This is a genomic window from Streptomyces smyrnaeus, assembly GCF_017676345.1.
GTDB lineage: Bacteria > Actinomycetota > Actinomycetes > Streptomycetales > Streptomycetaceae > Streptomyces > Streptomyces smyrnaeus.
This window is the reverse complement of the sequence record NZ_JAFFZM010000002.1, coordinates 517876-544615: the sequence shown is the minus strand read 5'-3', so window position 1 is coordinate 544615 and position 26740 is coordinate 517876. Positions and strand designations below refer to the sequence as shown.

23 protein-coding genes and 1 tRNA gene are annotated in these 26740 nt (G+C 70.6%); 14 read left to right on the top strand and 10 right to left on the bottom strand.

The features are described from left to right. Positions 1–90: 90 nt before the first annotated feature. A complete protein-coding gene (locus JW613_RS05905; RefSeq protein WP_209209597.1) occupies positions 91–1332 on the bottom strand; it encodes a polysaccharide deacetylase family protein in 1242 nt (413 codons plus the stop codon). Positions 1333–1593: 261 nt separating this feature from the next. On the opposite strand from JW613_RS05905, the gene JW613_RS05900 reads away from it, so the two are divergent. The 6 genes from JW613_RS05900 (at position 1594) to JW613_RS05875 (ending at position 10338) form a co-directional block, all read left to right on the top strand. Continuing rightward, entirely contained in the window at positions 1594–4251 is a 2658-nt protein-coding gene (locus tag JW613_RS05900) for a bifunctional SulP family inorganic anion transporter/carbonic anhydrase (protein WP_209209596.1), read from the top strand. Positions 4252–4705: 454 nt separating this feature from the next. Next, positions 4706–6673, top strand: coding sequence for an acetate--CoA ligase (gene acs, locus JW613_RS05895; RefSeq protein ID WP_209209595.1), 1968 nt, complete (start codon positions 4706–4708; stop codon positions 6671–6673). A 247-nt stretch (positions 6674–6920) separates the two neighbouring features. Continuing rightward, a complete protein-coding gene (nhaA, locus tag JW613_RS05890) occupies positions 6921–8336 on the top strand; it encodes a Na+/H+ antiporter NhaA (protein ID WP_209209681.1) in 1416 nt (471 codons plus the stop codon). A gap of 237 nt (positions 8337–8573) precedes the next feature. Beyond that, a complete protein-coding gene (locus JW613_RS05885; RefSeq protein WP_209209594.1) occupies positions 8574–9044 on the top strand; it encodes a phage holin family protein in 471 nt (156 codons plus the stop codon). Next, positions 9041–9985 carry an alpha/beta fold hydrolase gene (locus tag JW613_RS05880; protein WP_209209593.1) on the top strand — a complete coding sequence of 315 codons (945 nt, stop codon included), beginning with the start codon at positions 9041–9043 and terminating at the stop codon, positions 9983–9985. The genes JW613_RS05885 and JW613_RS05880 overlap by 4 nt, the downstream gene beginning before the upstream one ends. A gap of 167 nt (positions 9986–10152) precedes the next feature. Then, positions 10153–10338, top strand: a complete 186-nt coding sequence (locus tag JW613_RS05875; RefSeq protein ID WP_099883217.1) for a hypothetical protein — start codon at positions 10153–10155, stop codon at positions 10336–10338. A gap of 118 nt (positions 10339–10456) precedes the next feature. Here the strand turns inward: JW613_RS05875 and JW613_RS05870 are convergent, their stop codons facing one another. From JW613_RS05870 to nth, 3 genes are all read right to left on the bottom strand, one after another. Beyond that, complete coding sequence (locus JW613_RS05870; RefSeq protein WP_209209592.1) at positions 10457–11656, bottom strand: MarP family serine protease; 1200 nt, start codon at positions 11654–11656, stop codon at positions 10457–10459. A gap of 218 nt (positions 11657–11874) precedes the next feature. Then, positions 11875–12543 carry an NUDIX hydrolase gene (locus tag JW613_RS05865; RefSeq protein WP_209209680.1) on the bottom strand — a complete coding sequence of 223 codons (669 nt, stop codon included), beginning with the start codon at positions 12541–12543 and terminating at the stop codon, positions 11875–11877. A gap of 131 nt (positions 12544–12674) precedes the next feature. Continuing rightward, positions 12675–13778, bottom strand: a complete 1104-nt coding sequence (nth, locus tag JW613_RS05860) for an endonuclease III (RefSeq protein ID WP_209209591.1) — start codon at positions 13776–13778, stop codon at positions 12675–12677. 265 nt (positions 13779–14043) lie between these two features. On the opposite strand from nth, the gene JW613_RS05855 reads away from it, so the two are divergent. After that, a complete protein-coding gene (locus JW613_RS05855) occupies positions 14044–14718 on the top strand; it encodes a Crp/Fnr family transcriptional regulator (RefSeq protein ID WP_019355551.1) in 675 nt (224 codons plus the stop codon). Between the two features lie 28 nt (positions 14719–14746). Here the strand turns inward: JW613_RS05855 and JW613_RS05850 are convergent, their stop codons facing one another. The 4 genes from JW613_RS05850 to sp36 form a co-directional block, all read right to left on the bottom strand. Continuing rightward, positions 14747–15577, bottom strand: coding sequence for an MBL fold metallo-hydrolase (locus JW613_RS05850; protein ID WP_209209590.1), 831 nt, complete (start codon positions 15575–15577; stop codon positions 14747–14749). After that, the gene (locus JW613_RS05845) at positions 15574–16455 is read right to left on the bottom strand and encodes an NUDIX hydrolase (protein WP_209209589.1); all 882 of its coding nucleotides are present in this window, start codon (positions 16453–16455) and stop codon (positions 15574–15576) included. Before JW613_RS05845 ends, JW613_RS05850 begins: the two co-directional genes overlap by 4 nt. A 256-nt stretch (positions 16456–16711) precedes the next feature. After that, complete coding sequence (locus JW613_RS05840; protein ID WP_209209588.1) at positions 16712–17176, bottom strand: RidA family protein; 465 nt, start codon at positions 17174–17176, stop codon at positions 16712–16714. Then, a complete protein-coding gene (sp36, locus tag JW613_RS05835; RefSeq protein WP_003975360.1) occupies positions 17173–17334 on the bottom strand; it encodes a Sp36 family protein in 162 nt (53 codons plus the stop codon). Before sp36 ends, JW613_RS05840 begins: the two co-directional genes overlap by 4 nt. Positions 17335–17445: 111 nt before the next feature. Between sp36 and bagA the strand changes: the two genes are divergently transcribed. Together bagA and bagB are read left to right on the top strand one after the other, a co-directional pair. Continuing rightward, positions 17446–18444, top strand: a complete 999-nt coding sequence (gene bagA, locus JW613_RS05830; protein WP_209209587.1) for an ATPase BagA — start codon at positions 17446–17448, stop codon at positions 18442–18444. Positions 18445–18581: 137 nt separating this feature from the next. Further along, positions 18582–20090 carry an ATPase BagB gene (gene bagB, locus JW613_RS05825; RefSeq protein WP_209209586.1) on the top strand — a complete coding sequence of 503 codons (1509 nt, stop codon included), beginning with the start codon at positions 18582–18584 and terminating at the stop codon, positions 20088–20090. Positions 20091–20378: 288 nt separating this feature from the next. On the opposite strand, the gene JW613_RS05820 is transcribed toward bagB, so the two are convergent. Further along, a complete protein-coding gene (locus JW613_RS05820; RefSeq protein WP_099883209.1) occupies positions 20379–20729 on the bottom strand; it encodes a WhiB family transcriptional regulator in 351 nt (116 codons plus the stop codon). Positions 20730–21075: 346 nt separating this feature from the next. On the opposite strand from JW613_RS05820, the gene JW613_RS05815 reads away from it, so the two are divergent. Continuing rightward, positions 21076–23415 (top strand): transglycosylase domain-containing protein, encoded by a 2340-nt coding sequence (locus JW613_RS05815; protein ID WP_209209585.1) that lies wholly within the window; start codon positions 21076–21078, stop codon positions 23413–23415. A 190-nt stretch (positions 23416–23605) separates the two neighbouring features. Here the strand turns inward: JW613_RS05815 and JW613_RS05810 are convergent, their stop codons facing one another. Next, the gene (locus JW613_RS05810) at positions 23606–24070 is read right to left on the bottom strand and encodes a GatB/YqeY domain-containing protein (protein WP_185017766.1); all 465 of its coding nucleotides are present in this window, start codon (positions 24068–24070) and stop codon (positions 23606–23608) included. A 175-nt stretch (positions 24071–24245) separates the two neighbouring features. On the opposite strand from JW613_RS05810, the gene JW613_RS05805 reads away from it, so the two are divergent. The 4 genes from JW613_RS05805 to JW613_RS05790 all read left to right on the top strand — a co-directional run bounded on the left by JW613_RS05805 (position 24246) and on the right by JW613_RS05790 (position 26731). Beyond that, positions 24246–25190: a metallophosphoesterase gene (locus JW613_RS05805; RefSeq protein WP_209209584.1), complete on the top strand. Its 945-nt coding sequence runs from the start codon at positions 24246–24248 to the stop codon at positions 25188–25190. A 91-nt stretch (positions 25191–25281) separates the two neighbouring features. Then, positions 25282–25355: transfer RNA gene (locus tag JW613_RS05800), tRNA-Pro, on the top strand. A gap of 328 nt (positions 25356–25683) precedes the next feature. After that, positions 25684–26100 carry a hypothetical protein gene (locus JW613_RS05795; protein WP_209209583.1) on the top strand — a complete coding sequence of 139 codons (417 nt, stop codon included), beginning with the start codon at positions 25684–25686 and terminating at the stop codon, positions 26098–26100. A 274-nt stretch (positions 26101–26374) separates the two neighbouring features. Continuing rightward, on the top strand, positions 26375–26731 hold the full coding sequence (locus JW613_RS05790) for a hypothetical protein (RefSeq protein WP_209209582.1): 357 nt from the start codon (positions 26375–26377) through the stop codon (positions 26729–26731). Positions 26732–26740: the final 9 nt, after the last annotated feature.

Here is a 26740-nt window from a genome sequence, read left to right as displayed (position 1 = left end):
AGTACAAGTGGGCTCGGCGGCCGGCAGTCATCGCTTCGGCCGCCGGTCCCCGTTCCGGGCCACTCCGGTTGCCCGGAACCGGGACACGGGTCAGCTCGATTTCGCGGCCGTCGAGTTACCTGCGAGGAAGGAACGCCAGCCGCCCGCCGGCTTCTCCCCCACCTCCAGGGTGCGCAGCTTGGCGAGCATGCGCGGGTCCTGGGCGTCCAGCCAGTCGACGAGTTGGCGGAACGAGACGCAGCGGACGCCGTCCTTGCGGCAGACCGTCTTCATGACGTCCTCGACAGCGTCCATGTAGATGCCGCCGTTCCAGTCCTCGAAGTGGTTACCGATGATCATCGGCGCCCGGTTTCCCTCGTAGGCGCGCTGGAAGCCCTGCAACAGGCCGTTCTTCATCTGGCGCTTCCACATGGGCCGCTTCTCCACCGGGCCGTCGACGGTACCGGACTGGTTGGCGAGGAAGTTGTAGTCCATCGCCAGGGTCTCGAACCCCCGCCCGGGGACGGGAACCTGCTGCAGCGGCAGGTCCCACAGGCCGTGCCGCTTGTCCGGCCACACCTGTGTGCCGTTGCCGCTGGAGTCGTAGCGGAAGCCCATCTGGCCGGCTGCCTTCAGCAGGTTCTCCTGGCCCTCCAGACAAGGAGTACGGCCGCCGACCAGTTCCCGCTCGTAGTCGAACGGGAGCGCCCGGGCCTTCTTCCAGCCGGTGGTCGTCTTCCAGTTCTGGACGAACCAGCGGGCCTGCTCGATCTCGCTCTTCCACTGTTCGACGGACCAGGAGTCCACACCGTCCGGACCGCAGAAGTGGCCGTTGAAGTGGGTGCCGATCTCGCTGCCGTCCAGCCAGGCCTTGCGGACCTGGCGGAGCGTGGCGCGCACGTTCCTGTCCTTGAGATAGCCGATGTCGGAAGCACCGGGCGGGTGCCCGGGCGGGGAGTAACGTTTCGCCTCGTCCTCCGGCAGCGTGTAGATGCCGCTGAGGAAGTATGTCTGGGCCGCGCCGTACTTCTTGCCCGCCTTGCGGAAGCGGGAGAAGAGCTTCTTGCTGTCCTCGCCGGCACCGTCCCAGGAGAAGACGACGAACTGCGGGGGCTTCTTGCCCGGCGCCAGCTTGTGCGGGGTCGGCTGGAAGGGCTGGCGCCCCGTCAGCGAGGTCGAACCGTCCCCCAGGAGTTGCGGCTTGACCTGAGGCCGGGCCTGCGGCGCCCCGCCGGGCGACTGCTCCGGCCGCTGCGCATCGCCGCCCCCGGAGCATGCGGCAGCGGCCAGGGACAGCACCAGTGCCGCCGGGACCGCGGTGGTGAGAGCGGGTCTTCTTCGCGTGGCTGCCATCGGCTCACCTCGTCCTCTCGCCTTGTCTCGTCGGTCACCGGGCGGGACCGGCGTTGCCACGCCGATAAAAGTGACATGAGACGTTAATAAGACAAATAGGACAAGCGGCTTTTTCGGCACCGTTCACTCGATGGGTGGAACACCAGCAGCCAGACGCCACTCCGCGCTTCGCCAAGGCTTTACTTGGCATTACTGTTCTTTTACTTCCACCTGGGAGTAATCACACGATCACGAACGGTGCCGACCTCGGGAGGAGTCGCGATGCCCCACCGCACCCCTGTGTGCACCGGACCGACCGCCCGCCCGACCCACTCCGACGCACGTCAGCGCCGGACCGCCGACCTGTCCGCGTCCGTCACGGTGTTCCTGATCGCGCTACCGCTCTCCCTCGGTATCGCGCTGGCCGCCGGGGCCCCGCTCCAGTCCGGCCTGGTGGCGGCGGCGGTGGGCGGGCTGGTCTGCGGCTGGCTCGGCGGAGCTCCGCTGCAGATCACGGGTCCCGCAGCGGGGCTGACCGTGATCTCAGCCGAGCTGATCCAGAGCTACGGATGGCGGACCACCTGTGCGATCACCGTCCTGGCAGGGCTGGCCCAGATCGGTCTCGGCTCCCTGCGGATCGCGCGCTCCGCCCTCGCCGTGAGCCCCGCGGTCGTGCACGGGATGCTGGCCGGGATCGGCGCCACCATCGCGCTCGCGCAGCTCCATGTGATGCTCGGAGGCGATCCGGACAGCTCACCGCTCACCAACGCCCTTGAGCTCCCCGGGCGCATCACCTCTCTCCAGCCGGCCGCTCTGTCGGTCAGCGCGCTGACCGTTGTGGTCCTGCTGGCCTGGCCCCGGTTGAAGAAGCACGGCGGAGCGCTCGGCGCGGTCACCGGAAGAGTGCCGGCCGCGCTCGCGGCGATCGGTCTCGCCACCCTCGCCGCGGTGCTGTCGGACATGCGGCTGCCCCGTGTCGACCTCCCGTCCTGGCGCTCGCACGCGCTGCCCCAGCTGCCGGAGGGCCCGGTGCTCGGACTGGGCACGGCCGTGCTGACGCTCACCCTGGTGGCCAGCGTGCAGGCCCTGTTGTCCGCTGTCGCCGCCGACAAGCTCGCGGCCGCACGCGGCCCCGGGCACCGGGTGCCGCGCAGCGACCTGGACCGGGAACTGCGCGCACACGGCGTGGCGAACGCGGTTTCAGGTGGGTTGGGCGGACTGCCCGTCACCGGCGTCGCGGTGCGGAGCTCGGCGAACATCGCCGCCGGGGCGACCAGCCGGAAGTCAGCACTGCTGCAGGGAGTCTGGGTGCTGCTGGCGGCCGGACTGCTGGTGGGAGTGCTGGAGCTGATCCCGCTCGCGGCGCTGGGGGCACTGGTGATGGTGGTGGGCGTGCGGATGATCAACCCCGGCCACATCAGAACCGTGGTGCGCCACGGTGAGGCCCTGGTGTTCGGCGCGACGGCAGTGGCGGTGGTGCTGCTGGGCGTACTGGAGGGAGTGGGGCTCGGTATCGCGGTGGCGGTGGCCGTGGCGCTGCACCGACTGGCCTGGGCGCGGATCACCGTGGAGCGCACCGTGAGCGACGGGCCCGCCTCCCTCCGGCCCGAGGCCTACCGGGTGGTGGTACGGGGACAGTTGACGTTTCTGGCGGTGCCCCGGCTGAGCCGAGCGCTGGCCCAGGTCCCCGAGGGGGCCGAGGCAGTGGTGGAACTGGAGGGATCGTTCATGGACCACGCCGCGTACGAGGCGCTGGAGGACTGGCGGACCGCCCACGCGGCCACGGGCGGCGATGCGGAGGTCAAAGGTCGCGCGGGGCAGGAGATCGGGGAGCCGTCCAAGGCGCACACCTGCACCCCGTGGACGCCCTGGCGCAACCACCAGTGCACCCGCCCGCCGACCGACGGAACGGACGGCACCCATGGCAGCCCCGCGTCCGACGGGTGCCGGGACGACGATGGCGCCCCCGGCGACGGCCCGCGCGGCCACGGCTTCCCCGCTGTCCCGCCGGCCGATCCCGACTCGCCTGAGGCAATTCGGGCGACTGGACCGGCAGCGAAGGCCGGCACGGACGGCACGGGCGGGGCCGTCGGCACGGCCGGCCCAGCCCACACCGCCGACACGGGCGGCACGGCCAGGACGTCGGGGGCGATCGCGGTCGACGGCGAAGCGGTCGGGGCCGGGACGTTCGAACCAGCCGGGGCGAGGCACCGCACACACGCGCACTCCCCCACCCGCTCCCACTCCCGGCGCGGTCAACTGCTGGGCGGGGTGCGCAACTTCCAGCGCAGCACGGCTCCCCTCGTACGGGACGAACTGGCGAGGCTGGCCCGCGAGGGTCAGCGGCCCTCGCAGCTGTTTCTCGCCTGCGCCGACTCGCGACTGGTCACCAGCATGATCACCTCAAGTGGCCCCGGTGACCTGTTCACCGTCCGCAATGTGGGCAATCTCGTCCCGCCACCCGGTGAGGAGAGCGGCGACCAGTCGGTGGCAGCCGCGATCGAGTACGCCGTGGACGTGCTGCGGGTCGAATCGGTGACCGTGTGCGGGCACTCGGGCTGCGGCGCCATGCAGGCGCTGCGCAGCGGCCCCCCTGCGGCGCGGGACACCGACGCGACCCCGCTCGGCCGCTGGCTGCGGCATGGCCGGCCCAGCCTGGAACGGCAGCAGGCCTCGGGGCAGGCCACGCCGCGCCTCGCCGACCGGGAGACGGCCGACGAGCTGGAGGCGCTCTGTCTGACCAATGTCCTCCAGCAGTTGGAGCATCTGGCAGCTCACTCATGTGTGGACCGACGGCTTCGCGAGGGAACGCTGGAGCTGCACGGTATGTACTTCCACGTCGGGGAGGCGCAGACCTACATGCTGGACACCACGCTTGCCGACGTACGCGGATCCGAGCCGGTGTTCACCGCCGTCAGAGCCGACCCGGTCACCGCCTGAGGGCGGCGGGAGCGGCCCGGTGACGGGCCCGCTCCCGCCGCCCTCACCGGGCCGCTCCCGCCCTGCTGTCGGCGCACAGTCGGCGCGCCCCCGGCCTGCTCCGTCCCCTGCTGCCGCCCTGCTCCCGGCTTGCTCCCGGCGCGCTACCTTCGTTCCCCTCAGCAGGCGCCCGGCACGCTCCCGGCGCGCTCCCGGCGCGGCGCTCCGGGCATGCTGTCCCTCCCATGCTCCCTGCTGCGCGTACCACTGCGGTCGCTCCCATGAACACCGTCGCGCGCCCCGCTGTGCGCCCCAGTTGAGAATTGCGGGAGGCGACACGCAACGACTCCCTGAAGGCGGCTGTACCCAGCAGGGTCAAAGGTGCCAGGATCGCTTGGGGGTTGACCGGGCTCCCGCGATCACTAAGCATGCAGTTACAGGTATTGGTCTACACCACTTGCCGACGGGAGCCGACATGAACGAGAGTCCTTCCCTCTCCAACCTGCTCAAGGAGGAGCGGAGGTTCGCTCCGCCCGCCGAGCTGGCCGCGAACGCCAATGTCACCGCTGCGGCGTACGAGCAGGCGAAAGCCGACCGGTTGGGGTTCTGGGCCGAGCAGGCACGGCGGCTGAGCTGGGGGACCGAGCCCACCGAGACGCTGGACTGGTCGAACCCGCCGTTCGCCAAGTGGTTCAAGGACGGCAAGCTCAACGTCGCCTACAACTGCGTGGACCGCCATGTGGAGGCCGGCAACGGCGACCGCGTCGCCATCAACTTCGAGGGTGAGCCGGGTGACACCCGTACGCTCACCTACGCGGACCTGCAGCGCGAGGTCTCACAGGCGGCCAACGCGCTGACGGAGCTGGGCGTGCAGGCCGGCGACCGGGTCGCCATCTACATGCCGATGATTCCCGAGACGGTCGTCGCGATGCTGGCGTGCGCCCGTATCGGCGCCCCGCACTCGGTCGTCTTCGGCGGCTTCTCGGCGGACGCGCTGGCGACCCGGATCGAGGACGCCGACGCGCGGGTGGTCATCACCTCCGACGGCGGCTACCGCAAGGGCGCGCCGTCCGCGCTCAAGCCGGCCGTCGACGAGGCGCTGACCCGTCCGGGCACCGAGAAGGTACGCAACGTGCTGGTGGTGAAGCGGACCGGGCAGGAGGACATCTCCTGGAACGAGGAGCGCGACCTGTGGTGGCACGAGGTGGTCGGCCGGCAGTCCGAGCAGCACACACCGCAGGACTTCGACGCCGAGCACCCGCTGTTCATCCTGTACACCTCCGGCACCACCGGTAAGCCGAAGGGCATCCTGCACACCACCGGCGGCTACCTCACGCAGGTCGCCTACACCCATCACGCGGTCTTCGACCTCAAGCCGGAGAGCGACGTGTTCTGGTGCACCGCCGACGTCGGCTGGGTGACCGGACACTCGTACATCGTCTACGGACCGCTCGCCAACGGCGCCACGGAGGTGCTCTACGAGGGCACGCCGGACTCGCCGCACAAGGGCCGCTGGTGGGAGATCGTGCAGAAGTACGGCGTCACCATCCTCTACACCGCGCCGACCGCGATCCGCGCGAGCATGAAGTGGGGCGACGACATCCCCGCGAAGTTCGATCTGTCGTCGCTGCGGATCCTCGGTTCGGTGGGCGAGCCCATCAACCCTGAGGCATGGGTGTGGTATCGGCACCACATCGGTGGCGACCGCACCCCCGTGGTCGACACCTGGTGGCAGACGGAGACCGGCGGCATCATGATCAGCCCGCTGCCGGGCGTCACCGAGGCCAAGCCGGGCTCGGCGCAGGTGCCGCTGCCGGGGATCGCCGCGACGGTCGTGGACGACGAGGCGAACGAGGTGCCCAACGGCGCCGGCGGCTACCTGGTGCTGACCGAGCCGTGGCCGTCGATGCTGCGCACGATCTGGGGCGACGACAAGCGCTTCCTGGACACCTACTGGTCGCGGTTCGAGGGCAAGTACTTCGCGGGCGACGGCGCCAAGAAGGACGACGACGGCGATGTGTGGCTGCTCGGCCGGGTGGACGACGTGATGCTCGTCTCCGGGCACAACATCTCCACCACCGAGGTCGAGTCTGCGCTGGTGTCCCACCCGAAGGTGGCCGAGGCGGCCGTCGTGGGGGCGACCGACCCGCAGACGACCCAGGCGATCTGCGCGTTCGTCATCCTGCGCGGCGGCGCGGCGGAGGGCGACGAGCTGGTCGAGGAGCTGCGGGCGCACGTCGCCAAGCAGCTCGGCCCGATCGCCAAGCCGAAGCGCATCCTGCCGGTCGCGGAGCTGCCCAAGACCCGCTCCGGCAAGATCATGCGGAGGCTGCTGCGGGACGTGGCGGAGAACCGGACGCTGGGTGACACCCAGACGCTCACCGACTCCTCGGTGATGGATCTCATCCAGTCCAAGCTGCCGAGCGCGCCCAGCGAGGACTGACGCTCCGGCGCGGGGCGAGCGGCGCCGGCTGGGCGCTCGCCGAGGGCATCCGGTCCGATGGCCGGATGCCCGCTCACGGAGGGGCACCGGCCACCGGCACGGTTGCCCCTCACTCGTTTGGTTAGGCTTGCAGGGGCACGTAAAGAACGTGCCAAGACGTTGGGGCGAGCCGGGAAGTCTGGTCGGCACACACCACAGGTGTGTCCATGCCACCTTCTGGAGGCCCGCCATCACTCCGCCGCACTCCCTGCCCCCGCAGCACGACCGCGACAGCGGCCAGAGCCGCCGCTCCGTCTTTCTCGGCCGGCTTCCGCTGGGCGAACGCAAGTTCCTCGCGGACGCGCTGCGCACCGAGACCGTCGGCGGCACCCTGCTGCTGGCCGCCGCGATCGTCGCCCTGCTGCTCGCCAACACCGGCGCGAGCGGCTTCTACGACGACATCAAGGGCTTCCACTTCGGCCCCGAAGCGCTCCACCTGCATCTCTCGGTCGCCGACTGGGCCAAGGACGGCCTGCTCACCCTCTTCTTCTTCGTCGCGGGGACAGAGCTCAAGCGGGAGCTGGTCGCGGGCGAGCTCCGCGACCCGCGGGCCGCCGCGCTGCCGATCGTCTCGGCGGTGTGCGGGATGGTCGTCCCCGCGCTGGTCTATGTGGCCTTCGCGGCAGGTGGCGGCGGTGACGTGGGCGGCTGGGCGATCCCGATGGCGACCGACATCGCCTTCGCGCTGGGTGTGCTGGCCGTGCTCGGCACCGGGCTGCCCTCCGCGCTGCGTGCCTTTCTGCTGACCCTGGCGGTCGTCGACGACCTGGGCGCCATCGTCATCATCGCCGTCTTCTACTCGGCGGGCATCAGCTTGGGCGCGCTGGCGGGTGCCGTCGCCGGGCTGGCCGTCTTCTGGTTTCTGCACCACCGGGGGGTACGCGGCTGGTACGTGTACGTGCCGCTCGCCCTCGTCATCTGGGGGCTGATGCACGCCAGCGGAGTGCACGCCACGGTCGCCGGGGTCGCGATGGGGCTGATGCTGCGCTGCAGTCTGCGGCCGGACGAGCAGACGTCACCGGCCGCGCATATCGAGCACCTGGTCAGGCCGCTCTCGGCGGGACTCGCCGTGCCCCTCTTCGCGCTCTTCGCGGCGGGCGTGACGGTGTCGGGCGGGGCGCTGACCGACGTGTTCACCCAGCCGGAGACGCTGGGCGTGGTGTTCGGTCTGCTGGCGGGCAAGACGCTCGGTGTCTTCGGCGGCGCGTGGGCGGCGGTGCGCTTCACCAAGGCGGAGCTGAACCGGGAGCTGGGCTGGGCCGACGTACTGGCCATCGCGGCGCTGTCCGGCATCGGCTTCACCGTCTCCCTGCTCATCAGCGAGCTGGCCTTCACCGACGACGCCGTGCTCGCCGACGAGGCCAAGGCAGCCGTACTGGTCGGCTCCCTGCTGGCAGCCGTTTTCGCGGGAATCGTGCTCAAGGTGCGGGCCCGTAAGTACCGTTCGCTGGTGGAGGCCGAGAACCGGGACGAGGACGGCGACGGCGTCCCCGATGTGTACGAGGAGGGCAACCCGGAGTTCCATCTGCGCATGGCGGCGCTGTACGAGGCGAAGGCGGCCGAGCACCGCAGGCTCGCCGAGGTGACCACTCGCCACGACGTGGCGGACGATGGTCCGGCATGATCTGAGGTTGACCGGCTACCGCCAGGGGAAGCTGGGAAGTCCCGAAACCGGGGAAGTTCCTGGAACCAGGAGGGACCGGAGTGATGAAGCTCCGGAACCGGAAGGCTTCGGAGCCGAGCAGTTCCGGAGCCGGAAGGGTCCGGAATCGAAGCTCCGGAGTCAGGAAGTTCCCGAAACCCGGGAAGTCCAGGGCCCGCTCCTCGGCGGGCCCCTCACTACCGCAAGGGAGAGACAGCGATGAGCGCAGCCGACGACGGCCGCAGCCTGGGCCAGTTGGTCGCAGCGGCCACTGCGGAGATGTCCGCGCTGGTGCACGACGAGATCGCACTGGCCAAGGCCGAACTGCGACAGGACGTCAAGCGCGGCGTACTGGGCAGCGGCGCGGCCCTGGTCGCGGGGGTCCTGCTGCTCTTCGCGCTGCCCGTGCTGAGCTTCGCCGCCGCCTTCGGTATCCACAACCTCGGGCTGGGCCTGGCCTGGTCGTTCCTGATCGTCGGTGGTGCCTTCATCGCGCTCGCGCTGCTTCTGCTGCTGCTGGCGCTGGCGAAGTTCAAGAAGGTCTCCAAGAGCAAGAGCCCGCAGAAGTCGGTGGCCTCCGCCAAGCAGAGCGCGGCTGTCCTCTCGCACGCCAAGCCGCACCCCCGCGCGGGGGAGAACGGTGCGAAGGAGCGACCGCAGCTGCAGGGTGTGACACGCTCGTCCGTATGACGCTCGCAGACAGTCCCGCGGCCGTGATCCGTCCTGAGGGCCCCTGGACGCACCGGGATGTGGCCGCCAACGGAGCACGATTCCACATCGCCGAGATGGGCGAGGGCCCGTTGGTGCTGCTGCTGCACGGTTTTCCGCAGTACTGGTGGGCCTGGCGGCACCAGCTGCCCGCGCTGGCCGACGCCGGCTACCGGGCCGTGGCGATGGACCTGCGCGGGGTGGGCGGCAGCGACCGTACGCCGCGCGGCTACGACCCGGCCAACCTCGCGCTCGATGTGACCGGTGTCATCCGCTCACTGGGCGAGCCCGACGCCGCACTGGTCGGACACGACCTGGGCGGCTATCTGGCGTGGACGGCGGCGGTCATGCGGCCCAAGCTGATCCGCCGCCTGGTAGTCGCCTCGATGCCGCACCCCCGCCGCTGGCGGGCCGCCATGCTGGGCGACGTACGGCAGACGGCGGCCAGCTCCTACATCTGGGGCTTCCAGCGGCCGTGGCTGCCGGAGCGTCAGCTCGTGGCGGACGGGGGCGCGCTGGTGGAGCGGCTGGTCCGGGACTGGGCCGGCCCCAAGCCGCCGGGACCCGCGGGGGACGCGGGCGCCCTCGCGGTGGAGAACTACCGGCGCGCGATGTGCGTACCCTCCACCGCCCACTGCTCGGTGGAGCCGTACCGGTGGCTGGTGCGGTCGCTGGCGCGGCCGGACGGGATGCAGTTCTACCGCCGGATGAAGCGGCCGGTGCGGGTGCCGACGTTGCACTTGCACGGTTCGCTCGATCCGGTGATGCGGACGCGGAGCGCGGCGGGTTCGGGTGAGTACGTCGAGGCGCCGTACCGCTGGCGGCTCTTCGACGGGCTGGGGCACTGGCCGCACGAGGAGGACCCGGAGACCTTCACCTCCGAACTGGTGCACTGGCTCAGCGACCCGGAACCGGACCGCTGACCTATCGGGTCGGTCTCCCCGGCCGACCGTCCGACACCGGCCGACACGGACTGCGGGCTGCGGGCCGTCGCGGGCGCCCGGCCGGTCCGTACATGTGCCCGCCGCATAGGCCGATCGAGGCGGTGGCGGGCGATTACTGACCATGAGGTGGGGGCAGGGACCCGGGTATGGGGTTGACGCACGACTTCCGTGACGTGGCACGTAACCGCAGCCATTCGAGGGACCCGCGCGGCCAGGCTTCCCCGCGCGCCATGGCCCGGCTGCATCCCGCCGACGCCGAGCTGGGGATCCCCCGCATTCTGCGTCGCCGCGCACGCTGGGTCGGCGCGAGACTGCGGCACAACCGCTCCTGATCCCGCCCGAGCCCGCTCGGTCACCTGGGCACGTAGCCGCGGCGCCCGCGTACCTGCAGACCCGCGTACCCGCGTCCCGCGCGGTGCGGGGCTCACCCAGCAGCGCTCGCCGGTCCGGTCAGATCGCACAGCCCTGGCTGTTGACCGTGCGCTGGGCGGTGCGCCCACGAGTGATGTCCTGGCGGATCTCATCCACGCTGAGGGCGTAGCCGGTGCGGTCGTTGTCCAGGGACTTGGCGAAGATCACGCCGTAGACGCGGCCGTCCGGGGTGAGCAGCGGGCCACCGGAGTTGCCCTGCCGGATCATGGTGTAGAGCGAGTAGACGTCCCGGTCGACGGTGCCCCGGTGATAGATGTCGGGGCCGCTGGCCTGGATGCGGCCCCGCACCCGGGCCGAACGCACGTCGTAGCCGCCGTTCTCCGGGAATCCGGCCACGATCGCGCCGTCGCCACCGGCCGCGTCCTGCTGGGCGAAGCGCAGCGCGGGAGCCTGCAGCTCGGGGACGTCGAGAACGGCGATGTCGCGCTTCCAGTCGTAGAGCACCACCCGGGCGCGGTAGCGCTGCCCTTCGCCGCCGACCTGCACGGTCGGGTGGCTGACACCCCCGACGACATGCGCGTTCGTCATCACCTTGCCGCGCGAGAAGACGAACCCGGTGCCTTCCAGCTCCTTACCGCAGCTCGGTGCCGTACCGACGACCTTGACGATGCTGCGCTTGGCCCGCTGTGCGACCGGGCTGCCCGCCAGCTCGGGGTCGGGCGGCCGGACGTCGCGGATCGGCTCGTCGGAGAAGGGTGAGAAGACCTGCGGGTAGCCGTTCTTGGCCAGAACGGAGGAAAAGTCGGCGAACCACGTGTTGACCTGCTGCGGCATCACGCGCGAGACGCCGAGCAGGACATTGGAGCCGCGTACCTCCCGGCCCAGTGTCGGCAGCGACGTACCGGCCAGTGCGGAGCCGATCAGCCAGGCCACGACCAGCATCGCGAGGACGTTGACGAGCGCGCCCCCCGTCGCGTCCAGAGCCCGCGCCGGCGTCCAGGTGATGTATTGCCGCAGCTTGTTGCCCAGATGCGTGGTGAGGGCCTGGCCGACGGAGGCGCAGATGATCACAATGATCACGGCGCCGATCGCCAACCCCGTTCCCGGCCGGTCGCCCCCTGTGAACTCGTCCCAGAGCAGCGGCAGCACCAGCAGTGCGACCAGGCCGCCCCCGAGGAATCCGAGAACCGACAGGATGCCGACGACGAAGCCCTGGCGGTAGCCGACGATCGCGAACCATACGGCAGCCACCATCAGCAGTACGTCCAGCACGTTCACCGAATCAGCCTCGCCTCGGGTCCATCTCGGCAGTCCTTTCCAACGCTCTTCGCCAGTGCCCCGCGCGCGGTCCGCGCCGGATCCGGGCAGCGCCCGTGCGGGAGCCGCCCACGCGCTTTGCCCCGGCGGCGCCCGTGCGAGGCCGTCCAGGAGAGCGGAAGAGACACCGTCTCATGTGCGCGCGGGTGCGACGGTCACGCGTGCCACTGATACGAGGATCAAGCGTGCCAGTCGAGCGGGACTCGGCGGTCCCGGTCCCAGGGGCGCTCCCACCCGGCGTAGTGCAGGATCCGGTCGATCAGCCCGGCCGTGAACCCCCACACCAGCGCGGAGCCGACCATGAAGGCGGGCCCCACGTGCCCGGCCGGGTGCACGGCCATGGCGCGGTTGGCCGGGTCCGTCAGGTCCGAGACCGGGACGGTGAAGACGCGGGCCGTCTCCGCCGGGTCGACCGGCGCCACCGGCGTGGGACGGCGCCACCAGCCGAGCACCGGCGTGACGACGAAGCCGCTGATCGGGATGTAGAGGCTGGGCAGTACGCCGAAGATCTGAACGCCCGAGGGGTCGAGCCCCGTCTCCTCCTCGGCCTCGCGCAGCGCGGCCCGCAGCCTGCCGTCCCCCTGCGGATCACCGTCCTCCGGGTCGAGGGCCCCGCCGGGGAACGAGGGCTGTCCGGCATGCGAGCGCAGGCTGGAGGCGCGCTCGATCAGCAGCAGCTCGGGACCGTGCGAGCCCTCCCCGAAGAGCACCAGCACGGCGGAGGGCCGCCCTCCGCCGTCGGGCGGCGGCAGGTACCGGCTGAGCTGGCTCGCCTCGACGGTCTCCACCGCGTCCCGCACGGGGGCCAGCCACTGCGGCAGGCCCCGGCCGCTGACCTCTGTCGACACCGAGGCCGCGCGGCGGCCCACCGCCCAGCCGTCCGCAGCCCAGCCGTCCGCCCCGCGGTCGGCCGTACGACGGTCCGCCGTCTCCGGTGCCGTGCGATCCGCCGCCTGGTCCGAGGACTGGCCGGCACCCGTCACCGGGCCGCTCCGGCAGCGGCGTCGGACCCGGACCCGGATCCGGGCCCGGTCGTCGGCGACTCGGCGCCCGGGTCGCGCGAGGGCAATGGTGGGGCGGGGGTGCCCGGGTAGTTGGCCGGGGGCTTGAGACGCTGCCCGGGCTGACCGCCCATTTCGTATTTGAGCAGCTTCTTCGCCTTCTCCGGGTCCGTCTCGCCCTCGCCGTAGGAGGGGCACAGCTCCGCAATCGGACAGGCGCCGCAGGCGGGCTTACGTGAGTGACAGATGCGGCGGCCGTGGAAGATCGTGCGGTGCGAGAACATCGTCCACTCGCTCTCCGGCAGCAGGTCGTCGATCTCCTGCTCGACCTTCACGGCGTCCGTCTGCTCGGTGAGCTTCCAGCGGCGCACCAGTCGGCCGAAGTGGGTGTCGACAGTGAGCCCCGGAACGCCGAAGGCGTTGCCGAGCACCACGAAGGCCGTCTTACGGCCCACGCCGGGCAGCTTCACCAGCTCGTCTATCGAGCCGGGGACCTTGCCGCCGTGGTCGTCCCGCAGCGCCGCCGAGAGGCCCAGCAGTGACTTCGCCTTGGAGCGGAAGAAGCCGGTGGGACGGATCAGCTCCTCCAGCTCCTCCGGGTTGGCCGCCGCCATGTCCTCGGGAGTGGGGTACGCGGCGAAGAGGGCGGGCGTCGTCTGGTTGACGCGCAGGTCGGTGGTCTGCGCGGAGAGGACGGTGGCCACCAGGAGCTCGAACGGGTTCTCGAAATCCAGCTCGGGGTGCGCGTAGTAGTAGACCTCTGCCAGCGCCTCGTTCAGTTGCGCGGCGCGCTTCGCCTTCGACGCCTGCGACTCGGGCCTGCTCCCGGACGCCGCCTTCTTGGCCGGGGCCTTCTTGGCAGCCGCCGTCCCGGCAGCGGGGGCCTTCTTGGTCGGAGCCTTCTTCGCGGGGCTCTTCTTGGCCAGGGCCTTCTTGGCGGTGGCGGTCTTCTTCGCCGGAGCCTTCTTGGCGGTGGCCGCCTTCTTCGTGGCCGTCTTCTTGGCGGCCGCCTTCTTGGCCGGGGCCTTCTTGGCAGTCGCCTTCGCCGGCGCCTCGGCCGCCTCCGCCTCGTGTTCGCTCACAGCAGAATCCTCTGTTGCCGTCACCCGCCCAGCCCCCTCTCTGTCCGTGCGCTTCCCGGGGTATTGGACACTCGGCCAGCGTAAGGGGGGCCACCGACATTCGTGGCACACGCGGTGGATCCAGGGCCCTAGCGCGCCCCGCGTTGGGAGGCACAGCATGCGTGCGTCAAACTTGTGACTGATTGCTGTGACTGATCGCATGGTTTCACCGTCCGGCATCATGGGTTCCACGGACCCCATGGGCAGGTCGACAAGGAGAGAACTCGTGGACGACGTTCTGCGGCGCGCCCCGCTCTTCGCGGCGCTCGATGAGGAGCAGGCCGCTGAGCTGCGCGCCTCCATGACGGAGACGACGCTTGCTCGCGGCGAGGCCCTCTTCCACGAGGGTGACCCGGGTGACCGCCTCTATGTGGTGACCGAAGGCAAGGTGAAGCTGCACCGCACTTCCCCGGACGGCCGGGAGAACATGCTCGCGGTGCTCGGTCCCGGTGAGCTGATCGGGGAGCTGTCCCTGTTCGACCCGGGCCCGCGTACCGCGACGGCCTCGGCGCTGACCGAGGTCAGGCTGCTGGGGCTGGGCCACGGCGACCTGCAGCCCTGGCTGAACGCCCGTCCCGAGGTGGCCTCGGCACTGCTGCGGGCCATCGCCCGGCGGCTGCGCCGTACCAACGACTCCATGTCCGACCTGGTCTTCTCCGACGTGCCCGGCCGCGTGGCCAAGCAGCTGCTGGATCTGTCGCGCCGCTTCGGCGTGCAGTCCGAGGAGGGCATCCACGTCGTCCACGACCTGACCCAGGAGGAGCTTGCCCAGCTGGTGGGCGCCTCCCGCGAGACGGTGAACAAGGCGCTGGCCGACTTCGCCGGGCGCGGCTGGCTGCGGCTGGAGGCCCGCGCGGTGATCCTGCTGGACATCGAGCGACTGGCGAAGCGCTCGCGCTGAGCACAGCCGGCCCAGCGCCACGGGCAGCTCACACCAGTCCGTGCTCGACCAGATAGTCCAGCTGCGCCCGTACCGACAGCTCGGCTGCGGGCCACAGCGATCTGTCCACGTCCGCGTAGACGTGGGCCACCACGTCGGCCGCCGTCCGGTGCCCCTGTTCGACAGCCGTCTCCACCTGGGCGAGCCGTTTCGCGCGGTGGGCCAGGTAGTACTCGATCGCGCCCGGTGCGTCGTCGAGCACGGGCCCATGGCCGGGCAGTACGCGGGTGACGCCGTCGTCCACGGTCAGGGAGCGCAGCGAGCGCAGGGAGTCGAGATAGTCGCCGAGCCTGCCGTCCGGGTGGGCGACGACCGTGGTGCCGCGCCCCAGCACCGTGTCGCCGGTGAGCACGGCGGCGTCGGCGGGCAGGTGGAAGGAGAGCGAGTCGGCGGTGTGCCCTGGCGTGCGGACGACGCGCAGTTCCAGGCCGCCCGTGGTGATGACGTCCCCGGCACCGAGCCCCTCGTCGCCCAGTCGCAGTGCCGGGTCCAGGGCGCGGACCGGTGAGCCCGTCAGCTCGGCGAAGCGTGCGGCGCCCTCGGCGTGGTCCGGGTGGCCGTGGGTGAGCAGGGTGAGTGCGACCCGTCTGCCCTGCCGTTCGGCGGTGGCGATGACGTTGCGCAGGTGTGCTTCGTCCAGCGGACCGGGGTCGATGACGACGGCGCGGTCGGAACCGGGCTCGGCGACGATCCAGGTGTTGGTGCCGTCCAGCGTCATGGGGGACGGGTTGGGCGCCAGCACGCAGTAGGCGCGGGGGGAGGCCTGGCCGTCGATGGCGCCGCCTCGCGGTCGGCCCGGAAGTGCTGCGGCGTCGGTCATGCGGGATCGATCCTCTTGGTGAACTCGTCGTGTCCTGGCCAGCTGAGCACGATCTCACCGTCTGCCAAGCGGGCCCGCGCCAGTACGGGCGCCATGTCGCGCTCTGCGGCGGCGGCGAGCGCCTCCGCGGCGGTCCCGTACGGCGTCAGCTGGCGCAAGGTGGAGATGGTGGGAGGCATCATCAGCAGTTCTCCCCGGTCGTAGCCCGCCGCGGCGTCCTCGGGACGCACCCAGACGGTGCGGTCGGCCTCGGTGGAGGCGTTGCGGGTGCGCTGGCCCTCCGGGAGGGCGGCGACGAAGAAGTACGTGTCGTAGCGCCGGGCCTCGAACTCCGGCGTGATCCAGCGGGCCCAGGCCCCCAGCAGATCGTCGCGCAGGACGAGCCCTCTGCGGTCGAGGAAGTCGGCGAAGGACAGCTCGCGGGCGACCAGTGCGGCGCGGTCCGCCTCCCAGTCCTCACCGGTGGTGTCGGCGACCACGGTGCGCGGGTCGGAGCCGGCCAGCAGGACGCCGGACTCCTCGAAGGTCTCCCGGACGGCCGCGCACACGATCGCCCGTGCCGTGGCCTCGTCGGTGCCCAGCCGCTCGGCCCACCAGATGGCCGCCGGTCCGGCGGCGTCGACGGCGCGGGCGTCCCGTGGGTCGACGGAGCCGCCCGGATACGCGTACGCACCGCCCGCGAACGCCATGGAGGCACGGCGGCGCAGCATATGGACGGCGGGACCCTCGGGGGAGTCCCGCAGGAGCATCACGGTGGCGGCTCTGCGCGGCGTCACCGGGGTCAGCTCGCCCGCGGCCAGGGCGCGGATGCGCTCGGGCCACTCGGACGGGTACCACTGACCGTTCCCGGCGGGCGGTTCGGACGACGAGGACGACATGGCCGGATGCTACGGCTCACCGTCCCGATGTTCGAGAGGCACTCCTGCCCAGCTGACAACCACCTGACAACCGGCTGACCGGCTGACAACCGGCCGACCGGCGGTACCGGGCACACCCACCTCAGCCGGTGGTGCCCGGTACCGTCACTCATCCCGGCCGTGGCTGAACTCATCCCGGCCGTGGCTGAGCACCTACGGCCGAAGAGTTCGCGGCGGGCAAGCAGGAGTCCCCCTCCATCGAGTCCGGCGGGCCGGCTCAGTCGGTGAGCTCGACCTGCATCTCGACCTCGACCGGCGCGTCCAGCGGCAGCACCGCGACGCCCACCGCGCTGCGGGCGTGCTTGCCGGCGGCGCCCAGCACCTCGCCCAGCAGCTCGCTGGCACCGTTGATGACGCCGGGCTGGCCGGTGAAGTCCGGTGCGGAGGCGACGAAACCGGTGACCTTGACGACGCGTGCGATCCGGTCGAGGTCCCCGGCCACGGACTTGACGGCGGCCAGTGCGTTCAGCGCCGCCGTCCGCGCCAGGTCCTTCGCCTCCTCGGGGGTGACCTCCGCGCCGACCTTGCCGCTGGTCGGAAGGGTGCCGTTCACCAGCGGAACCTGGCCCGCGGTGTACACGTACCGGCCGGTCTGCACCGCCGGTACGTACGCCCCGGCAGGGGTGGCGGTCTCGGGCAGGGCCAGTCCGAGCTGGGCGAGCTTGTCCTCGACCGCGCTCACGCCTGCTTCTCCCGCTTCAGGTAGGCCACCAGCTGTTCGGGGTTGTTCGGCCCGGGTACGACCTGGACCAGTTCCCAGCCGTCCTCGCCCCAGGTGTCGAGGATCTGCTTGGTCGCGTGCACAAGGAGCGGCACGGTTGCGTATTCCCACTTCGTCATGGGGAGACCCTAACGAACACAGCCGCGCGCGGAGCCGCCGCGAGCACCGGGCGGACGGCCGACGACGACCGGTCTCGCCGGAGCCCCGGGCAACGAATTAGGCTCCCAGCCGTGAGCAGGCTTCACGTAGTGACCGGCAAGGGCGGGACCGGTAAGACCACGGTCGCCGCCGCACTCGCGCTGGCCCTGGCACACGGCGGCCGACGGACGCTGCTCGTCGAGGTGGAGGGCCGCCAGGGCGTCGCACAACTCTTCGAGACGGAGCCGCTGCCGTACGAGGAGCGGAAGATCGCCGTCTCCCACGGCAACGGCGAGGTGTACGCACTGGCCATCGACGCCGAGCGGGCGCTGCTGGACTACCTCCAGATGTTCTACAAGCTCGGCAGCGCCGGCCGCGCCCTCAAACGACTGGGGGCCATCGACTTCGCGACCACCATCGCGCCCGGCCTGCGGGACGTACTGCTGACCGGTAAGGCGTGCGAGGCGGTGCGCCGCAGGGACAAGCAGCAGCGGCCCGTCTACGACGCCGTGGTGATGGACGCGCCGCCCACCGGCCGCATCGCGCGCTTCCTCGGCGTCAACGAGGAGGTGGCGGGGCTCGCCAAGGTGGGCCCCGTGCACAACCAGGCGCAGGCCGTCATGCGCCTCCTCAAGTCGCCGGAGACGGCAGTGCACCTGGTGACGCTGCTGGAGGAGATGCCGGTCCAGGAGACGGTCGACGGCATCGCCGAGCTACGGGCCACGGGGCTGCCCGCCACCTCCGTCGTGGTCAACATGGTGCGCCCCCAGCTGCCGGGCGAGGAGCAGCTGCTGTCGGCTCAGGAGCGCACGGACGAGATAGCGCGCGCCTTCGCACGCGCCGGGCTCGGGGGCGCGCGCCGTGGAGGACGTGCCGAACGTCTCGTAGCCCCACTGCTGGAGCAGGGCAGGGAGCACGCCGAGCGGGTGGAGCTGGAGCGCGGACTGCGCGCGGAGCTGTCCGCGCAGGGGCTGCCGGTACGGGAACTCGGCCTGCTCAGCGAGGGCGTCGAGCTCGCGGGCCTGTACGGGCTCGCCCGCGAGCTGCGCGGCCAATGGCTGACGTCCGGGACGGACGGCGCGCGCCCGTGAGCCCAGACCCCGCGCAGACCCCGCGGAAGCGGCCCTCCAAGCCACCGCGGCCACCGCGGACCGCCGAGACACCGCGAACTCCCAAGGCGCAGCAGACGCCCGTGCCACCCGCGACCTTCGGGGAAGGAGAGGCATCCATGGCCACGCCGCTGGACGCCGAAGCGCTGGACGCCGACGTTTCGGACGCCGACACTCCGGACACCGGCGCACCGGACACCGACGCACCGAGCGCCGACGTACCGAGCTCGGACGTGTTGGACGCCGAAGCGCTGGAGATCGACCCTCTGCTGGACGACCCGACGACACGGATCGTCGTCTGCTGCGGCTCCGGAGGCGTCGGCAAGACCACCACGGCCGCGGCCCTGGGCGTACGCGCCGCCGAGCGCGGCCGCCGGACCGTCGTACTGACCATCGACCCCGCACGGCGGCTCGCACAGTCCATGGGCCTGTCCGAACTGGACAACACCCCGCGCGAGGTCCCCGGCATCGACAAGGCGGCAGGCGGCGAACTGCACGCCATGATGCTCGACATGAAGCGCACGTTCGACGAGATCGTCGAGACGCACGCCGACCCCGACCGCGCCAAGGCGATCCTGGAGAACCCGTTCTACCAGTCGCTCTCCACCGGGTTCGCCGGTACGCAGGAGTACATGGCGATGGAGAAACTCGGCCAACTGCGCGCCGGGGACGAGTGGGACCTGATCGTCGTGGACACCCCGCCCTCCCGTTCCGCACTGGACTTCCTGGACGCGCCCAAGCGCCTCGGCTCGTTCCTGGACGGGAAGTTCATCAAGCTGATGATGGCGCCGGCCCGGGTCGGCGGCCGAGCCGGAATGAAGGTGGTGAACCTCGGCATGGCCGGGCTCTCCCTCTTCACCGGCGCCCTCAACAAGCTGCTGGGTGCGGGCCTGCTGCGGGACGTGCAGACCTTCGTGGCCGCCATGGACACCATGTTCGGCGGCTTCCGCACCCGCGCGGACGCGACCTACCGGCTGCTGCAGGCCCCCGGCACCGCCTTCCTCGTCGTCGCGGCGCCGGAACGGGACGCCCTGCGCGAGGCCGCCTATTTCGTGGAACGGCTGGCCGCGGACCGGATGCCGTTGGCCGGGCTGGTGCTCAACCGGGTGCACGACAGCGACGCGGCGGGACTGAGCGCCGAGCGGGCCGTCGCGGCGGCCGAAAATCTTGAAGAAGGCGGCATTGTGGATCGCCGGCGGGGGAAGATTCTGCATCGCGACGCTCCATCGGCCGGTCCAGCGGATCCCGAGGACGGCTCCCCCGCCTCCGAGAGTCCCGGTCCAGCCCGGTCCGTCACCACACTTGGGGGGAACGAGACGACCGAGACGACAGAGCGAACGATCCCTGACGCGCGGTCGGCGGCCGACCGCGCGTCCGCTCCGGATGCCACCGGCGACGACGAAGACGTCGCCGTGCTGGCTGCGGGGCTGCTGCGGTTGCACGCCGACCGCATGCGGCTGCTGGCGCGCGAGCGGCGCACCCGTGACCGCTTCACGGCGCTGCACCCGGACGTGCCGCTGGCCCAGGTGGCCGCGCTGCCCGGTGACGTACACGATCTGGACAGCCTGCGCACCATCGGCGGGCGGCTCGCCGACCAGCACCGCCGTGCCTCCACAGGCACGGACTGACCGCGCACTGCGCCGCCCGGACCGCACTCGTCCGCCGGGTCGCACTCGTCCGCCGGGCCGCCCGGGCACACGGCAGCACCTACGCGGCGCATGAGACGGCAGCCCGGCCGCCGGCCACAGGAGCCCGAGGCCGTCAGGCCAGGCCCCGGCGTGGCGCCTCCGTTCCCGCGGTACCGCTCCGCATGCGCGGTACGGCTCCACCTACCGCAGTACCGTTCGGCGTACCGCAGCACCGCTCGGCGTACCGCAACACCCTTCGGCGTACCGCAGTACCGTTCCGCCAGATGGTCAGCCCACCGCGGCGTACCGTTCGTGCTCGTCCGCCTCGAGCTCCACATCGACCGGCAGCACCACTCCGGTGCTGCGCTCGTACTCCGAGCGCGCCGTCTCCAACAGGCGTCGCCAGGAGGTGACCGTCGGGCGGCGGCGCAGCAAGGCTCTCCGCTCACGCTCGGTCATTCCTCCCCACACTCCGAACTCCACGCGGTTGTCCAGAGCGTCGGCGAGACATTCCGTGCGGACCGGGCAGCCCGTGCACACGGCCTTCGCGCGGTTCTGCGCGGCGCCCTGCACAAACAGTTCGTCCGGATCCGTGGAGCGGCAGGCAGCCTGCGCGCTCCAGTCTGTTACCCAGCTCATTGCCGGTGCCGTCCTCTCCCGAATCGAGGCTCCCCCACGGCGGCGAACGGCATATTCACCGTTGCCAGTTGAGGACGTTACGGAAGAGCGCACAGCACGCAACACCCCCTTCGGGCCCAATCTTGCATGGCCCGAACGGACTATGCGTGCGCGCCACATCACCCAACGGAGTGAGTCGGAAGCACTGAGGAGACTCTGAGTGGAGGAAGCGGGGGGGTGATGAGGGGTGATGGGAGGTGTCAGAGTGACAACGACCGCAGCTTAGGCGACCCCGCGCGGCCCTGTCCGGCGTTTGCCACGCTTCCCCGCCGGTGCCCTGACACCGTCACGTCGTACGCTCTTACTCATGGCTAAGAAGCGCGCGGGCAGCGGAGTCGGCAAGCCCCAGCAGATCGCCAAGTTCGTCGGCGTGAGTGTGCTGGCGGGGATGGTGATGGCCGGGCTCGCGCTGCCCGCTGTCGGGACGCTCGGCCTGGCGACCAAAGGCACCGTCGAGGGCTTCGACGAGCTGCCGGTCAATCTCAAGCGCCCGCCGCTCAGCCAGCGCACGACGATACTGGACAACGAGGGCGGCGAGATCGCCAAGGTCTACTCCCGCGACCGCACGGTCGTCGACCTCAAGGACATCTCGCCGTACATGCGCAAGGCCATCGTCGCCATCGAGGACGCGCGCTTCTACCAGCACGGCGCCGTCGACCTCAAGGGCGTACTGCGGGCGCTCAACCGCAACGCGCAGTCGGGCCAGGTCTCCCAGGGTGCCTCGACGCTCACCCAGCAGTACGTCAAGAACGTCTTCGTCGAGGAGGCCGGCAACGACCCGGAGAAGGTCGCGCAGGCCACCCAGCAGACCATCGGCCGCAAGATCAAGGAGCTGAAGTACGCGATCCAGGTCGAGGAGGAGCTGGGCAAGAAGAAGATCCTGGAGAACTACCTCAACATCACCTTCTTCGGCCAGCAGGCGTACGGCGTCGAAGCGGCCGCACAGCGCTATTTCTCCAAGTCGGCCAAGGATCTGAACCTGGAGCAGTCCGCGCTGCTGGCGGGCATCGTCCAGTCGCCGAGCCGGTACGACCCGGTCATCCATGAGGACGAGGCGACCAAGCGGCGCAACACCGTGCTCAACAAGATGGCCTTGCACAAGGACATCACCCGCAAGGAGGCCGAGGCCGCGAAGAAGAAGCCTCTCGGGCTGGATGTCAGCCGCCCCAAGAACGGCTGTATCACCGCCACCATGGGCGCGGGCTTCTTCTGCGACTACGTACGCGAGGTCTTCCTGAACGACGAGACGTTCGGCAAGACCCGCAAAGAGCGCGCCAAGCGGTGGAACCGGGGCGGTCTGACCATCAAGACCACGCTCGACCCGAAGGCGCAGCGGTCGGTGCAGAAGTCGATCGAGTCCCATGTGAACAAGTCGGACAAGGTCGCCACCGCCGCGACGATAGTGCAGCCGGGCACCGGAAAGATCCTGGGCATGGGGCAGTCGCGCCCGTACGGCTTCCAGAAGCACGAGACGCAGATAAACCTCTCGGTGGACAGGTCCATGGGGGGCGGCGCCGGCTACCAGCCGGGGTCGACGTTCAAACCCGTGATCGCCGCGGCCGCGCTGGACAAGGGGATGAGCCCCTACAAGTCCTACTCCTCCCCGTACCGCATGCAGTACCCCTCGCCGGTCGACAGGTGCAAGGGCAAGTGGCGCGGCAAGGCCCCGGTGGAGAACGAGAACAGCAGCGAGGTCGGCCCCTACCGGATGAAGGAGGCGACCGCGAAGTCGGTCAACACCTACTTCGTCCAGCTGATAAGCGACATCGGCATCTGCCCGGTGACGAACATGGCGCAGAAGATGGGCATCGAGCGCGCCGACGGCAAGAAGATCGACCAGGTGCCGTCGATCTCGCTCGGCACCCAGGAGATGTCGCCGCTGACGATGGCCGAGGGGTACGCCACCTTCGCCAACCGCGGCGTGCACTGCACCCCCGTCGCCATCGAGTCGATCACCGACGCGCAGGGCAAGAAGCTGGATGTCCCCAAGACGTCGTGCAAGCGCGCGATGAAGACCAAGACGGCCGACACGGTCAACTCGCTGCTGCGCGGCGTGGTCGAGGACGGCACCGGTAAGAAGGCGGGCCTCAGCGGCCGCGACAGCGCCGGCAAGACGGGTACCACCGACCAGCGGTACGCCGCCTGGTTCGTGGGCTACACCCCGAACATGTCCGGCGCCGTCTGGGTCGGCGACCCGGAGCACCGGGTGCGGATGGTCGACATCACCATCGGCGGACGCCCCTACGACAAGGTCTTCGGTGGCGAGGTGCCCGGTCCGATCTGGCGGGACGCGATGGCGGGCGCACTGGCCGGCGAGGCCGCACCGGACTTCCACCACGTACCCATCCGGGACGGCGGCAAGAAGCCCCGCACGCCCTCCAAGCCGCCGTCCCCGCCGAAACCGGACGACGACGCCGGAGACAACAAGCCGCCCGACCCGTGGCCGGACGTGACCGTACCGCCGGACGTGATCGGCGGCGGCGACGCCATCGGGGGAGGCGGCGGCACCGGTGACCCCGGCGGCATCGGGGGCGGCGGCTGGCCCGGTGGCAACGGGAACGGAGGCGGCAACGGAGGCGGCGGTGCCGACGGTGGTGGCGCCGACGGGGGAGGCGGCTGGGACGCGGGTGCCGGCGGCTTCCCGTAGCACGCGCACAGGGCCGACGGCCCACGTGTAAGGGGCGCCCTCCTTGGGAGGGCGCCCCTTACACATCTCGTACGGTCGTCTCCACGGTCGCCCCGAACGGCTCGGACCCCGCGGCCCCTCATGGCCCCCGGGCCCACTGTGAGCGGCCGGGACGACCAGAACGGCCGGCCGTCCCGCCGACCGGGGCCCGTCAGCCCGCCAGCCGCTTCTTGACGGCTGCCGCCACCCGGCCGCCCTCCGCGCGGCCCGCGACCTTCGGATTCACGATCTTCATGACGGCACCCATCGCCTTCGGCCCCTCGGCACCGGATGCGCGGGCCTCCTCGACGGCCTCGGTGACCAGCGCGTCCAGCTCCTCGTCCGTCAGCTGCTTGGGCAGGTAGTCCGCCAGCACCTCACCCTCGGCCCGCTCCCGCTCCGCCTGCTCGGTACGGCCCCCGCCCGCGAACGCCTCCGCCGCCTCACGCCGCTTCTTGGCCTCGCGCGTGATCACCTTCTGCACCTCGTCGTCGGAGAGCTCGCGCGCGCTGGTGCCCGCGACCTCCTCCTTCGTGATCGCGGCAAGGGTCATCCGGAGAGTGGCGGAACGGAGCTCGTCGCGCTCCTTGATCGCTGCGGTCAGGTCGTCCTGCAGCCGGGACTTGAGCGTGGTCATGGGAGTCAGTGTGCCAGGATCGCCCCGCCGACCGCCCCCCCATATCCGTGCCGAGCGGCTCTCCGGCCCTGCCCCCCGGCAAGGCTTCAAAGGCCTGCGCCGGCGCCTCCACAGGGGCCTGCGGGGCCAGCTCCCAGGTCTGCGACCGGCCTTCCGCTTCTGCGACCATGGGGCCATGCGCGCGCGATACCGGATCCCCTTGAAGACAGCTGTCGGCATCACAGCGCTCGGCGCGGCCTGCGTCGGGTACGCGGCGGGTGTCGAAGTACGTTCGTTCCGCTTGCGACGGGTCTCGGTGCCCGTACTGCCTCCCGGTATGCACCCGCTGCGCGTCCTGCAGATCTCCGACATCCACATGGTCTGCGGCCAGCGCAAGAAGCGGCGGTGGCTGCAGGAGCTGGCCGGACTGCGGCCCGACTTCGTGATCAACACCGGGGACAACCTCTCCGACCCCGAGGGCGTCCCCGAAGTCCTCGACGCCCTCGGCCCGTTGATGGAGTACCCGGGCGCCTACGTCTTCGGCTCGAACGACTACTACGGGCCCAAGCTGCGCAACCCCGCCAAGTACCTCAAGGAGAAGGCGACCGGCAAGCACGGCCTGAACGGGAATCCCCCGGCCGTCGGCGTCGTCCACAACCCGTGGGAAGAACTGCGGGACGCCTTCGACTCCGCCGGCTGGGTCGGCCTGACCAACACCAGGGGCCGCCTCAAGCTGGACGGCGGCCAGGAGATCGCCCTGACCGGACTGGACGACCCGCACATCAAGCGGGACCGCTACGGCGAGGTCGCCGGCGGCCCCGACGCCGACGCGGACCTCTCCCTCGCCGTCGTACACGCTCCGTACCTGCGCGTACTCGACGCGTTCACCGCCGACCGCTACCCACTGATCCTGGCCGGCCACACCCACGGCGGCCAGCTCTGCATCCCCTTCTACGGCGCCCTCGTCACCAACTGCGACATCGACACCGACCGCGTAAAGGGCCTCTCCACCCACCGCGCGGGCGGCCGCGAGTCCTACCTCCACGTCAGCGCGGGCTGCGGCACCAACCGCTACACCCCCGTCCGCTTCGCCTGCCCCCCGGAGGCCACCCTCCTCACCCTCACCCCCCGCGAGACCTGACCCCCACCCCCTCCCCTCCGGCCCTCCCCCACCCCCTCGAAACCCGATTTCGCCTCAGCGCCCACCTGGGCTAAAGTAGTCGTCGTTGCTTCGGGGTGTAGCGCAGCTTGGCAGCGCGCTTCGTTCGGGACGAAGAGGTCGTGGGTTCAAATCCCGCCACCCCGACAGAGAAGAAACAGATCAGGGCCGGTTTTCCGAGAGGGAGACCGGCCCTGAGTCGTGTGTGGGATGACCGACTGGGGGGGGTGGAGAACTGCGCCCCGAACGGCTCTGGTCTGGTTGCGGAGAGCGCGTGGTCGATTACAGGGGCCACTCCGTGTCCTGGGGGTCTTGGGCGCGCCCCTCGCTCGGTGCGGCCGCCATTGGGGGGCTGACGGGGACGAGTGTCACCGCCGTGTCACGACTTCTCGGCGCGCTCGTCCGGTGAGGGCTTCCGGTGCGGTTCCCGCGGTTAGCCTCATGCGGCTGAAACCGCGAAAGCTAGGAGATCGGGTTGCGCATCAAGCGAATCGTTCAGGGCGGGATATCCGCACTGGCCATGGGGGCGTTCGTTGTGGCCATGTCGCCGGGCTCTGCTCAGGCGATCAACTGGGACCACGGGCCGATGTACTCGGGGGACAAGGGTGACAAGGCCGCGTCGGCGTACTTCGAAGAGCACGGCGACCATGTGAAGGTCTGCGACATCGACAGTGACGGCAAGAAGGCGTGGGTCAACGTCTACGACGAGATGACCAACGACTTCCTGTACAGCCTCACCGACACCAAGAACGACGGGAAGTGCAGCTACCGCCACGCGTCGGACGGCGGCAAGTACAACCTCCCGGAGAACCACGACATCGGCTTCACGGTCTCGTACGAGCCGTCGAACAACCCGAACCCGGGGTACTACATCTATTTCAACGACCACTAAGAGCCGGCAGCGGATTGTCGCTGGGGCGTTCGGAGCATGACTTGTGGCCTGCCTGGGCTGGCAGGTAGGCCACTCCTCCGGGGCCCGCCTGAGGAGCAGAGGCTCTATCACCCGTTCCTGAAGCGGCGGCGTCATTGAGACACCCGGTCAGGGGAGGTGTTTCGGTGGGGTTGTGGGCAGAGTGGGCTGTTCGTGAGGGAGGGCGGGAGTCCGGGTGGGGTCGGGGTTGGCTCGAAGAGGTCTTGAGGCGGGCCGGCGTCCGTAGGGTGCCCGCATGTCGATCCCTCGCCAGTCCAACGGGCGGCCGTTGACCTTCTACACGCTGGATCTCGACGCGGCTGTGGCCTATGCCAGGAAAGCCATCGCCGAGGGGCTGAATGTGGAGATCACCGATCGGGATCTGCGCGATACGAAGACCTACCGCTCCTTCCAGCGGTCCCCGGTTCTGGTGAAGTACTGGGGAGTGACCGTCACCGAGGGCACCAGCGCGATGGGGTATCGGTCGGCCTCGGCGCATCAGATCATCGAGGTCGTCGAGAGCTCGTCGCCGTCGGAGTACGGCGCCACTCACGCCGACGACCTGGTGGCTTTCTGCCGCGACTACTACAAGAGCTCCGAGGCGGCGGGATAGTCCGGTCCT

Coding starts and splice junctions, on each gene's coding strand:
- JW613_RS05905 (WP_209209597.1), bottom strand. CDS start 1,332: ATGGCAGCCACGCGAAGAAGACCCGCTCTCACCACCGCGGTCCCGGCG.
- JW613_RS05900 (WP_209209596.1), top strand. CDS start 1,594: ATGCCCCACCGCACCCCTGTGTGCACCGGACCGACCGCCCGCCCGACC.
- acs (WP_209209595.1), top strand. CDS start 4,706: ATGAACGAGAGTCCTTCCCTCTCCAACCTGCTCAAGGAGGAGCGGAGG.
- JW613_RS05885 (WP_209209594.1), top strand. CDS start 8,574: ATGAGCGCAGCCGACGACGGCCGCAGCCTGGGCCAGTTGGTCGCAGCG.
- JW613_RS05880 (WP_209209593.1), top strand. CDS start 9,041: ATGACGCTCGCAGACAGTCCCGCGGCCGTGATCCGTCCTGAGGGCCCC.
- JW613_RS05875 (WP_099883217.1), top strand. CDS start 10,153: ATGGGGTTGACGCACGACTTCCGTGACGTGGCACGTAACCGCAGCCAT.
- JW613_RS05850 (WP_209209590.1), bottom strand. CDS start 15,577: ATGACCGACGCCGCAGCACTTCCGGGCCGACCGCGAGGCGGCGCCATC.
- JW613_RS05845 (WP_209209589.1), bottom strand. CDS start 16,455: ATGTCGTCCTCGTCGTCCGAACCGCCCGCCGGGAACGGTCAGTGGTAC.
- sp36 (WP_003975360.1), bottom strand. CDS start 17,334: ATGACGAAGTGGGAATACGCAACCGTGCCGCTCCTTGTGCACGCGACC.
- bagB (WP_209209586.1), top strand. CDS start 18,582: ATGGCCACGCCGCTGGACGCCGAAGCGCTGGACGCCGACGTTTCGGAC.
- JW613_RS05820 (WP_099883209.1), bottom strand. CDS start 20,729: ATGAGCTGGGTAACAGACTGGAGCGCGCAGGCTGCCTGCCGCTCCACG.
- JW613_RS05815 (WP_209209585.1), top strand. CDS start 21,076: ATGGCTAAGAAGCGCGCGGGCAGCGGAGTCGGCAAGCCCCAGCAGATC.
- JW613_RS05810 (WP_185017766.1), bottom strand. CDS start 24,070: ATGACCACGCTCAAGTCCCGGCTGCAGGACGACCTGACCGCAGCGATC.
- JW613_RS05805 (WP_209209584.1), top strand. CDS start 24,246: ATGCGCGCGCGATACCGGATCCCCTTGAAGACAGCTGTCGGCATCACA.
- JW613_RS05790 (WP_209209582.1), top strand. CDS start 26,375: ATGTCGATCCCTCGCCAGTCCAACGGGCGGCCGTTGACCTTCTACACG.